We start from the raw sequence: 9,555 nt of genomic DNA on the forward strand, positions 1-9,555 counted from the left end.
CGCATTGCGCCCGAGCGCGCCGCCAAGAAGCGCGTCCGCACCGGCTCCGCCTTCCCCTTCAAGAGCGCGATTGCCGTCGGCATCGTGCTCATCCTGGTCGGCGCCGGCATCCTCTGGGGCAAGCAGCTGGTCCAGATCGTCAACGGCTTTCTCAAGCCGTCCGCGACGCAAGTGGCGGACACGCCGACTCCGGCGCAGCCGCAGAGCAAGCCGAAAATCCCCGATCGTGTCGGGCAGCCTTCGGCCAGCGACCAGCCGGTCGCGCCGGTGGCGCAGAAGGTCGTGCTCTATGACGAGGATCCGTCCGATCCGAAGGGCAAGCAATATGTCGGCTCGGTGGTGTGGCGGCTGGAGCCGATCAAGGCCTCGGGCGCCCAGAAGGCGGACGTCGCCGTGCGCGCCGACATCGAGATCCCCGACCGCAAGTTCAAGATGACGATGTCGTTCCGCCGCAACACCGATTCCTCGCTGCCGGCGAGCCACACCGCGGAGCTGACTTTCATCCTGCCGCCGGACTTTCCGGGCGGCAGCGTCTCCAACGTGCCGGGCATCCTGATGAAGTCGAACGAGCAGGCGCGCGGCACGCCGCTCGCCGGGCTCGCGGTCAAGGTCACCGACGGCTTCTTCCTGGTCGGCCTGTCCAATGTCGACGCCGACCGCTCCCGCAACGTCCAGCTCCTGAAGGAGCGCTCGTGGTTCGACGTGCCGCTGGTCTATGCCAACCAGCGCCGCGCCATCATCGCCATCGAGAAGGGCGCCCCCGGCGAGCGCGCCTTCAACGACGCCTTCGCGCAGTGGGGCGATTAGGCTGCTGCTGTCATTCCGGGGCGTGCGAAGCACGAGCCCGGAATCCATCGTGCAGCGGGTGACGTCGAGAAATGGATTCCGGGTTCGGTGCTGCGCACCGCCCCGGAATGACATCCCGGGTGGTCCAACTACTGCGCCGCCGCTTCCCGCTTGCGCGAGGCGACCGCCTCGCGGTCCATCACGGCGCGGCAGCCGGGGCTGACCTGCGCCTTGTTCCGCACCATGCAGGCTCTGACCCGCGGGATATCGGGGATTTCACTGGAGCAAAGCCGCATCGCATCGCCCGTGCACATCTGCTGCGCTTCGGACGAGAAGGCGAGGCCGGGTGAGGTCTGGAATGCGATGGCGGTGGTTGCGACGGCCAACAGCGAAGCGGTGGTCTTAAACAGCGAAGCGATGGTCTGAGTGCGTGTCATGCAGAGGGGTCCCCGATTTACCTAGGCTTGAGCCACTTGGTTTTGGGGCGCCGCACGCGACTTGATCTGCCGCATGTCACAGCCTTCACGCCGGGAACGTCGGTCCCGGATGTGGTCGCTCGATTTCTTGATGTTCGAATCGAAAAGTGCTGCGCCGCCCGAGCGAAGTATGCGCCATTGCCGTGCGGCTGCAATGGTCCACATGAAGGAATTTGCAGTTGTTGCGTGAACGTCACGCACAAAGCGTGCGCGCGAGATCAGATCAATCGATCGAAGGATGCGCTCGCTTGTTCCGCATCGCTCGCGCCGAGCGCGGAGGCGTGTTCCTCGACGGCGGTGACGCCCTTGGCGGTGAGCTCGAACAGGTCGCCGTCCTTCATCACGTAACCGTCCGCGATCAGTTGCCCAATCTTGCCCTGCCGGTCGTCGGCGAAGGCAACGGATTGGCTGATGTCCCGCAGGATTGAGAGCTGTTCGTCGCGCAACATGGCCTCACTCTCCGTTCGCTGGGGGATGGTTGTGGCCTCACATGCCGTGGCTCTGAAACACCTTGCTGCAGGAGCGCGACAGCTTGGCCCGGTTGGCCTGCAGGCAGCTTTGCACCGCGCCGTCATTGCCGAGATCCTTGCGACAGAAGCGCGATGCGTCCCGCGAGCAGGCCTGCTGCTCCTGCGGCGAGCCCATATGGCCCTGCGCAACAGCGGGCGCGTTCGACAGACCGGTCAGGGCCGCCAGCGTGATTGTCGCCAGAAGAAATTTGCGGACCATCGGCGGCTCCAATATGACAGGGACAATTCAGGTCCTGTCTGAACTCGTCGCCTTGTCACTTGTTCCCCCAAAGGCAGAGTCCGCCCCGCTATTCAAGGTTCCCGAGGCGCTGCTATAACACTGGAGAAGGGTGAGGGTGTTTGATGAAACGCTATCTGGTGTATGCGCTGGTGGGCCCGTTCTTCGGCGGGTTCCTGCTGCTGCTGACGACGACCTATCAGTCCGGCTATTGGGCCCAGACCAGTCTCGGCGAGGTCGGCAAGCTATTCGTAGTGTTCTTCAAGACCCTGCAATACAGCTACCTGTTCGGCGTCCTGCCCGCGCTGATGATCGGTGCGGTCGACGACATCCTGCTCCATATCAGGCGGATCGGCCCGGGCTTGCGGATGCTGCTGGTCGGCCTGTTCGCCTTCGTGCTGGCCTCGCTCACCTATAGCTCCCGCGGGCCGGATTCGGGCGCGGTGCAGTTCATTCTGTACGGCCTCGTCGGGTTCGTGCCGGCGGCGATTTCGTCCTGGCTCGTGCATAGATATGTCAAGGAGCCGCAAGCAGTGGCGGCGCCGACCTGAGCGCGCGACTTTAGAGCGCGGCACAGCAACCTCCGCCGCGGCGGCGCGTTCTTGAAGGCCATGACCATGTCCGACGACGACATCATTGCTCCGCGCCGATCCCGTTCGGGCCGCGGCCCGCATGCGAGCTCAGGCAAGGCGGCGCACGGGCCGATCATCGATCAGGAGGGCCATGAGATCCGCCCCGAAACGCTGGAGCAGGGATTTCGCGAGTTTCGCTTCGATTTCGGGCAAGGCAATCCGTTCGGCAATCTGACGCGCGAGCAGCGGATCGCGCGGCTCGAGGCGATCGCAAAGCTGCTCGACGTCGCCTTCGTCCTGCCCGGCACCAACATCCGCTACGGCATCGATGGGCTGATCGGCCTGATCCCTGTCGTCGGTGACATCATCACGACGGCGATCTCACTGTGGCTGGTGCGCGAAGCCCGCGCGCTGGGCGCGCCCTGGTACATTACCGCGCGCATGCTGGGCAATGTCGCGCTCGACGGCGTGGTCGGCATCGTCCCGTTCGCCGGGGACGCTTTCGACGTCATGTTCCGCGCCAACATGCGCAACGTGCGTCTGCTCCGCCGCTGGCTGGAGAAGCAGCCGCGGATGTGAAGCTTCAGGATTTTGATATTCAAGCGTCAGGCTCGATGCACCTCTCCCGCTTGCGGGAGAGGTCGGCGCGGAGCGCCGGGTGAGGGCTCTCACCTCTTGGGGGATCCTCGATTGCGGATACACCCTCACCCCGGCCCTCTCCCGCAAGCGGGAGAGGGAGAACTAGAAACGCAAAAAGCGCGACGGCCTTTCGGCCATCGCGCTTTCTGCGCACATCGTAAGGCTTCGCGAAAACTTACGCCGCGTCGGCGTCGGCGTTGGTCTCCACCGGCTTGGGGCGCCGGGGCAGCGGGAAGGCTTCGCTCTCATAGAGCGAGCGGATGCCGTTCTGGTCGAAACGCGCTTCCTCGACCTGCAGATAGGCGCCGTTCAGCGAATCCGTCGGCAATTGCTCCATCGCGAACTGCACCGCTTCGGCCGCGGTGCCGAACCGGCGATAGGTGAAGCCCGCACGCTTCTTCTTGCGGATCGCGGCGGGGAAGAGTTCGGCGGAGGTGTTGAAGTTGAACGGACGCAGTGGACGCATGGTCAAAGACCTCGTGATCTTATCTGGGGCTTTAAGCGCGTGGGGTTTGGGAGGGCAGGGGGCCGCAATCGAGCGGGCCCGCCGCACATGCCATTTCGCCCTCTAATATAGGCCGTTTTGACAAAAATGCGACCCCTGCGATCGGAGATGATGAATCCGCGCATGGCAGCCCCGCGACCGCTATAAGTCTAGTAATTTCAATATGTTAAATGGTTTACAGTTTGCCAAGAAGCAGCAGGACGACCAACACAACGAGCACGACGCCGCCGATCCCCATGCCGGAATGGCCTAGGCCATAGCCATAACCGCCCACGCGGCCGGACAGGCCCCCGACCAGATAAATGATCACCAGGATGATCAGGATGGTCCCGAGTGACATGGCTTCCTCCCTGGCGGCCGCCAAATGCGATGATCGGCCGCACCGCCAGGAAAGAAAAGCATATCCCGCGGTCGGGTTCCACGAAGGAACCCCACCCCGCACGCCGATTATTTCGGCTCCAGCTTCAGCGCCGCCGAGTTGATGCAATAGCGCAGGCCGGTCGGCCCGGGGCCATCGGGGAAGACGTGGCCGAGATGACCGCTGCATTTGGAGCACAGCACCTCGGTGCGGATCATGCCGTGGCTGACGTCCCGCTCCTCGTCGATATGGCTCTCGGCGGCGGGCTGGGTGAAGCTCGGCCAGCCGCAGCCGGAATCGAACTTGGAGTCCGAAGAGAACAGCTGATTGCCGCAGCCGGCGCAGACATAGGTGCCGGCGCGCTCGTCGTGCTCATATTCGCCCGAGAAGGGACGCTCGGTCGCCTTCTCGCGCAGCACCGCGTACTGCATCGGCGACAATTCGCGCCGCCACTGCTCTTCGCTCTTGATGACCTTGTCGTCGGTGGTCTTCGTCTTGGTGTCGGGCATGGGTCTCCCGTTTCTTCTGTGATCTCAGGGTCAGTTGGTGGCCTTGCTGGCGCTCACCAGCGTCGGCTTTTCAATGTAGTTATCCGCGAACAGCTTTTTCAGGTTCTCGACCTTCGGCAGGTCGTTATAGGCGATGTAAGGCTGGTTCGGGTGCAGCGTCAGATAGTCCTGGTGGTAGGCCTCCGCCGGGTAGAACGCCTCCAGTGCGCCGACCTTGGTCACGATCGGCTTGTTGAAGACCTTGGCGCTGTTGAGCTGGCCGATATAGGCCTCCGCCACTTTCTTCTGCTCGTCGGAGGTGGTGAAGAGGGCCGAGCGATATTGCGTGCCGACGTCGGGGCCCTGGCGGTTGAGCTGGGTCGGGTCGTGCGCCACCGAGAAGTAGATCTGGAGGATCTTTCCATGGGCTGAGCCTGGACCGGAGCAGCTTGGGCCTGAGAACCCAGGGCCTGGGAGCCCTGTGGCTTGGCCTCGGGTTTCCTGGCCGCAGCGGTATCGGCCTTCGGCGGCGTGAACTGGGCGAATGTCTCGCGCACCCGCGCCTTGGCCGACAGCTCGGCCAAGGCCGGCGACAGACCTTCCTGCACCGGCGGTTGGGGAGGCACGACAGCCGCGGTCTGCACCGCGGGCGCGGCAATCGTGGGCTGGGTCGTATCCAGCACGACACGCTCCGGCAGATGGCGGTCGGAGCGGATCCTGATCAACGGCTGATCATTGCTTACGGTGGCGACAGCCTGCGCAACCGGTTGCGATGGCAGAACATAGTTGGCTGCAAACAGCAGTGCGAGCAAGGCTCCACCGACAAAGACGAAATACCGAAAGATGGGCATTGGCCGAGCTCCGCCCCCCGCATCCCCGCGTGGGCTCTTCGCCTTCAACAGGCGATCATTTAATTGGTTCCTGACCCAGCCGTTCGGTTCAAATGGCGACGCCAGGTTTTTTTGCCAAGCACCAGGGAGGGTAACTTTTCCGCTACCGGAACATGCCGTGCTTACGCGCGACGTGCCGCGACCAACGAGCATTTCGCCTGATCGGCATTGACGTTGACAAAGCCCACGGAGATTCGCGCAAAGGTCTTGCGGCTCTTCATGCTGACCGGATCTGCCAGCACGCGGCTGCGATCGGTAAGATGACTGCCGTCGCGCCGCGCGAAGGCGCAGACGATCTCGACATTCTTTACGGCATAGTCATTGTCGTTTCGCAGCGTGAACGTCACCAGGGCTTTCGAGCCAAGGCCGCCCCGGCGCCAGGTCTGCGATGAAATCCTGAGACGATCGAGGTCCGCCATAGCCGGGACCTGAGCTTCGGAAGCCAACGAGGCCGATGCTGCCGGATCGCCCGAAGGCGAAGGTTCGACCGTCGCCAGCTCCGACTTCAGGGGCTCAGCACTATTGCCTTTGGAGAGGGGCAGCAGCATCCAGACACCACAGCCGACAATGATGGCGGCCATCAGCCACAGCAGGCTCCCGCCAAATGAGACGCTCGCCAACGTCACAGCACGCGCCAGTCGCTCGCCGGTTCCGGCGAAGCGCCCCAATCCGATCCGGTCGAGCCTGGCGTTCATGGTTGCATCACCGATGGCGGCTGACGTCCAACGACGGACTCGCGACACCGACTCGGCCGCAGCTTACGTCAATCCAGAAGACGAACTAAGGTTCCCTACGAATCGGCAAGGACGGTGGCGATCACCGACCGGGACCGTTAACATGCGCCGCAACATCGAACGATCGCGTTGGGAGAATTGGAATGCCAGTCGTCGTCACTTGGGATCACGTCCATCTGCGCAGCCCCGATCCGGAGGCCACGGCAGCTTGGCTGAGGGACATCCTCGGTGGTGAGATCGTGCATGCGCCGGGACGGATCGACGTGAACCTTGGCGGCGCCAGGATCTTCATCGCACCGCTCGAGGGCGATAGCGTGGTCAACCCGCCGCCTCCGCACCCGCATCAGGGCCTCGATCATTTTGGCCTGACGGTGAAGGACATCGATGCCGTCGCGGCCGAGATCAAGGCCAAGGGCGTCACCTTCACGCGTGAGCCGACCACGATCCGGCCCGGCGTGCGCATCTGCTTCATCCGCGGCCCCGAAGGCATCTCGATCGAGCTGCTGGAGCGCGACAAAAAATACACCTGACGCGACGCGTGCCGCACCGGACGACATTCCGTCCAATGCGGCTAAGTCATGCTGCCGGGCATGAAGCAGCGGATGGTGACGCCCATATAGCCGTAGATCGGCCACACCATGGTGCGCCCGACCCGGTTCGGCTCGGAGATCACAGCCTCCTCAGGGACCTCGACCCAGACAAGCTCCTCCGGCCGCCCTTCGAGCCCGGAAGCATAGCGCGGGAGGCGGACACGATAGTGCCCGTCCTTGCTGTCCCAGTCGGTATCCGAGAGCGCCGAACCGTCGGCGTCGGAGCAGCATGGCCCCTTGCCGCTGCGCAGGCTGTCGAACCAGGCCTTCAAATCCGCATTGGTATTGACGAACTGGCCGCGGTCGCGCGCATGCCCGAACGGAGCTGCAAGCGCAATCAGAGCCAAAACGCAAGCCAGCCTCACGGAAGCCAGCCCTGTCACTCTTCGCCGGCGTGTTACGCTGCCGGAGCGCCGTCGTTCGCTTTTGCAATTCGTGGGACGCGCACTGTACAGACGCGGCTCATCGCCGCCGGAATCGATCCAGTTGCTCATCGTCTTGCTCCAGCACCCCGCGGCCAGTGCAGCAAATTTTATGCATTTCGCGGGCCAACTCTGATTCGCAACGACCGGCCTCACCCCATCATCAGACCGTCATGAGGGCGTCACGCACAAGCCGGGACAACTACGGCTCAAGTCGGCAACTCTGGCGGCCGGCAGGCAAACTGCCGCGTTGCGCGAGCGGATGCGCTTTGGCATAAAAGCAGGATTGGTTACGCCATTGGGCGATGGCGGCCGGCCTGCGGGACGTTATGAAGAACGGTCTCTATTCGATTCATGTGACCCTGCTCGATGGTCGAGCCGGCAAGGGCAGCGGCGTCATTCTTTTTCGCGACGGCAAGATTCTTGGCGGCGATGCCTATCTGTATTACACCGGCAGCTACGTGGTGAAGGATGACACCACCTTCAAAGGCGAGGTGCTGGTGCAACGGCACACTTCGCCGCGAGGCGACGACAATCCGCTGTTCGGCGGCCCTGCCCCGGTCGGTATCGGTGTCAGCGGGACCTACACGGATACCCGCGCGGAAATGACGGGCACCGCGCTGGTCGGCAAGGCCAGCCTGATTTTCGGCGCAACGCTGCACAAGCTCGCCGAGGCTGATTAGCTATTCCGCGGCCTGCTCGAGCGGCGCCGTGCGTGGCAGGATGATCTGGATGCGGGTGCCGCTGCCCGGCTCGGAATCGAGATCGAGCCGCCCGCCGAGCCGGTTGGTGACAATGCTGTAGACGATGTGCAATCCGAGGCCGGTGCCGCCCTGGTCGCGCCGCGTCGTGAAGAACGGATCGAAGGCACGGCGGCGGACGTCGAGCGACATGCCGCAGCCATTGTCGGAGAAGATGATCTCGACATTGTCCTTGCCGGACTCCCGCACCTGAATGTCGATGGTCCCGGGCCGGCCGTCGGGGAAGGCGTGCGCCACCGAATTGAGAAACAGATTGGTCAGCACCTGGCCGTACGGGCCCGGATAGCTGTTCATGGTCAGATCCGGCTGACACTCGACATTGAGCGTCAGATTGTGCTTGCGCAGGCCCGGCCGCAGGCTCATCACCACCTGCTCCGTGAGGTCGCCGAGATCGAAGTTGCGCTGGTCCGAATAATTGCGGTCGGCGGCAACTTGCTTGAACGACTGGATCAGCTCGGCAGCGCGGTTGAGATTGGAGACGAGCTGCGAGGATGCGTCGCGGCTGGTGTTGAGGAAGTCGTTGAGCGTGGAGCGGCGCAGCTCGCCGCGCTCGACCTCGGCAGTGAACATCGCGGTCTTGCGCTCCAAGGCGGAAGCGACCGTGAGGCTGATGCCGACGGGATTGTTGACCTCGTGCGCGACGCCGGCGACGAGGCGTCCGAGCGCCGCGAGCTTCTCGGCCTCGATCAGCGAGGCCTGCGTCTCGCGCAGATTGCGCAGCGCGGTCTCGGCGGATTCCTTGGCCTTGCGCATCTCCTGCTCGCCGCGCTTGCGCTCGCCGATGTCGAGCGCGACGGTGACGATCCGCTCGATCTCGCCCTCGGCATCGAGCAGCGGCAGCTTGTTGACCAGCCATTGCCGCATGTTGCCGGAGGCGTCCTTGTACTCCTCCTCGTAGAAGCCAAGGCCTTTGCGGAGCTTGAGCACCCTCTTGTCGCTCTCGTCGGACTTGGCCGCGCCATAGCGCGACATCAGGTCGGCCGTGGTGCGGCCGAGCGCGTCGCCCGGCTCGATGCCGAAGATGCCGGCCATGTAGCGGTTCATCAGCACGTAGCGCAGGTCGCGGTCCTTGACGTTGATCACCGCGGGCACGGTGTCGATGACCTGCTGGAGCAGGCGCCGGCCTTCGGCAATGGCATCTTCCGCGCGCTTCTGGTCGGTGATGTCGCGCAGCGTGCCCTCGTAGCGGACGATGTTGCCCGCTTCGTCGCGCACGCCGGTGGCGCTGTCGGAGAGCCAAAGGATGTCGCCGCTGCGCTGGCGCACCTGATACTCGAACTCGCGCACCATGCCGTCGCGCGTCATCAGCCGCTGGTATTCGACGCGCGCCTCGGGATGCACGTAGATGGTGTGGGCGATGTCGTTGATGCTGTCGATCAGCTGCTGCGGGCTGTCGTAGCCCATCATTCGCGCCAGCGCCGGATTGGCGTTGAGCAGATCGCCGGCCGGCGTCGTCACATAGATGCCGTCGACCGAGCCCTCGAACAGTTTCCGGTAGCTCTCCTCGGCGAGGCGCTGCTCGGTGAGTGCGCGCACCGCCGCCTCGCGCGCCGTATCGGCCTCCTCCAGCGCACGGCGGAACACTTC

The 9,555-nt window shown here is 64.0% G+C and carries 13 protein-coding genes and 3 pseudogenes; 5 read left to right on the forward strand and 11 right to left on the reverse strand.

The genetic code is table 11. The features are described from left to right. Positions 1–807 (forward strand): annotated as a pseudogene (locus MOV75_RS15935) (hypothetical protein); the annotation flags it as partial. A 128-nt stretch (positions 808–935) separates the two neighbouring features. Here the strand turns inward: MOV75_RS15935 and MOV75_RS15940 are convergent. From MOV75_RS15940 to MOV75_RS15950, 3 genes are all read right to left on the reverse strand, one after another. Further along, positions 936–1,223, reverse strand: coding sequence for a hypothetical protein (locus tag MOV75_RS15940; protein ID WP_246930620.1), 288 nt, complete (start codon positions 1,221–1,223; stop codon positions 936–938). Between the two features lie 257 nt (positions 1,224–1,480). Further along, a complete protein-coding gene (locus tag MOV75_RS15945) occupies positions 1,481–1,711 on the reverse strand; it encodes a hypothetical protein (RefSeq protein ID WP_246930617.1) in 231 nt (76 codons plus the stop codon). A 37-nt stretch (positions 1,712–1,748) separates the two neighbouring features. Continuing rightward, positions 1,749–1,991, reverse strand: a complete 243-nt coding sequence (locus tag MOV75_RS15950) for a cysteine rich repeat-containing protein (RefSeq protein ID WP_246930615.1) — start codon at positions 1,989–1,991, stop codon at positions 1,749–1,751. A 143-nt stretch (positions 1,992–2,134) separates the two neighbouring features. On the opposite strand from MOV75_RS15950, the gene MOV75_RS15955 reads away from it, so the two are divergent. Continuing rightward, positions 2,135–2,560 carry a DUF5413 family protein gene (locus MOV75_RS15955; protein ID WP_246930613.1) on the forward strand — a complete coding sequence of 142 codons (426 nt, stop codon included), beginning with the start codon at positions 2,135–2,137 and terminating at the stop codon, positions 2,558–2,560. Positions 2,561–2,620: 60 nt separating this feature from the next. Next, positions 2,621–3,160, forward strand: a complete 540-nt coding sequence (locus MOV75_RS15960) for a DUF4112 domain-containing protein (protein ID WP_246930612.1) — start codon at positions 2,621–2,623, stop codon at positions 3,158–3,160. A 235-nt stretch (positions 3,161–3,395) separates the two neighbouring features. Here MOV75_RS15960 and MOV75_RS15965 read toward each other — a convergent pair whose 3' ends face one another. From MOV75_RS15965 to MOV75_RS15990, 6 genes and pseudogenes are all read right to left on the reverse strand, one after another. Continuing rightward, complete coding sequence (locus MOV75_RS15965) at positions 3,396–3,686, reverse strand: hypothetical protein (RefSeq protein ID WP_246930611.1); 291 nt, start codon at positions 3,684–3,686, stop codon at positions 3,396–3,398. A gap of 214 nt (positions 3,687–3,900) precedes the next feature. Then, positions 3,901–4,065 (reverse strand): DUF3309 family protein, encoded by a 165-nt coding sequence (locus tag MOV75_RS15970; protein ID WP_246930610.1) that lies wholly within the window; start codon positions 4,063–4,065, stop codon positions 3,901–3,903. A 107-nt stretch (positions 4,066–4,172) separates the two neighbouring features. Further along, a complete protein-coding gene (gene msrB, locus MOV75_RS15975; RefSeq protein WP_246930609.1) occupies positions 4,173–4,592 on the reverse strand; it encodes a peptide-methionine (R)-S-oxide reductase MsrB in 420 nt (139 codons plus the stop codon). A gap of 30 nt (positions 4,593–4,622) precedes the next feature. Beyond that, positions 4,623–5,000 (reverse strand): annotated as a pseudogene (locus MOV75_RS15980) (peptide-methionine (S)-S-oxide reductase); the annotation flags it as partial. Positions 5,001–5,050: 50 nt separating this feature from the next. Then, positions 5,051–5,422: pseudogene (locus MOV75_RS15985) on the reverse strand (hypothetical protein); the annotation flags it as partial. Between the two features lie 161 nt (positions 5,423–5,583). Further along, on the reverse strand, positions 5,584–6,156 hold the full coding sequence (locus MOV75_RS15990) for a hypothetical protein (protein WP_246919483.1): 573 nt from the start codon (positions 6,154–6,156) through the stop codon (positions 5,584–5,586). 182 nt (positions 6,157–6,338) lie between these two features. Between MOV75_RS15990 and MOV75_RS15995 the strand changes: the two genes are divergently transcribed. Then, positions 6,339–6,725, forward strand: a complete 387-nt coding sequence (locus MOV75_RS15995; protein ID WP_246919487.1) for a VOC family protein — start codon at positions 6,339–6,341, stop codon at positions 6,723–6,725. A gap of 41 nt (positions 6,726–6,766) precedes the next feature. On the opposite strand, the gene MOV75_RS16000 is transcribed toward MOV75_RS15995, so the two are convergent. Beyond that, positions 6,767–7,279, reverse strand: a complete 513-nt coding sequence (locus MOV75_RS16000; protein ID WP_246919490.1) for a hypothetical protein — start codon at positions 7,277–7,279, stop codon at positions 6,767–6,769. 257 nt (positions 7,280–7,536) lie between these two features. Here MOV75_RS16000 and MOV75_RS16005 point away from each other — a divergent pair, with 257 nt between their 5' ends. Next, on the forward strand, positions 7,537–7,890 hold the full coding sequence (locus tag MOV75_RS16005) for a GrlR family regulatory protein (protein WP_026202721.1): 354 nt from the start codon (positions 7,537–7,539) through the stop codon (positions 7,888–7,890). Here MOV75_RS16005 and MOV75_RS16010 read toward each other — a convergent pair. Continuing rightward, positions 7,891–9,555, reverse strand: a 1,665-nt coding sequence (locus MOV75_RS16010) for a PAS domain S-box protein (RefSeq protein WP_247006156.1), incomplete at its 5' end; no start/stop codon positions are given. It abuts the gene before it with no gap.

The sequence above is a fragment of the Bradyrhizobium sp. PRIMUS42 genome, from assembly GCF_023006515.1.
Classification (GTDB): Bacteria; Pseudomonadota; Alphaproteobacteria; order Rhizobiales; family Xanthobacteraceae; genus Bradyrhizobium.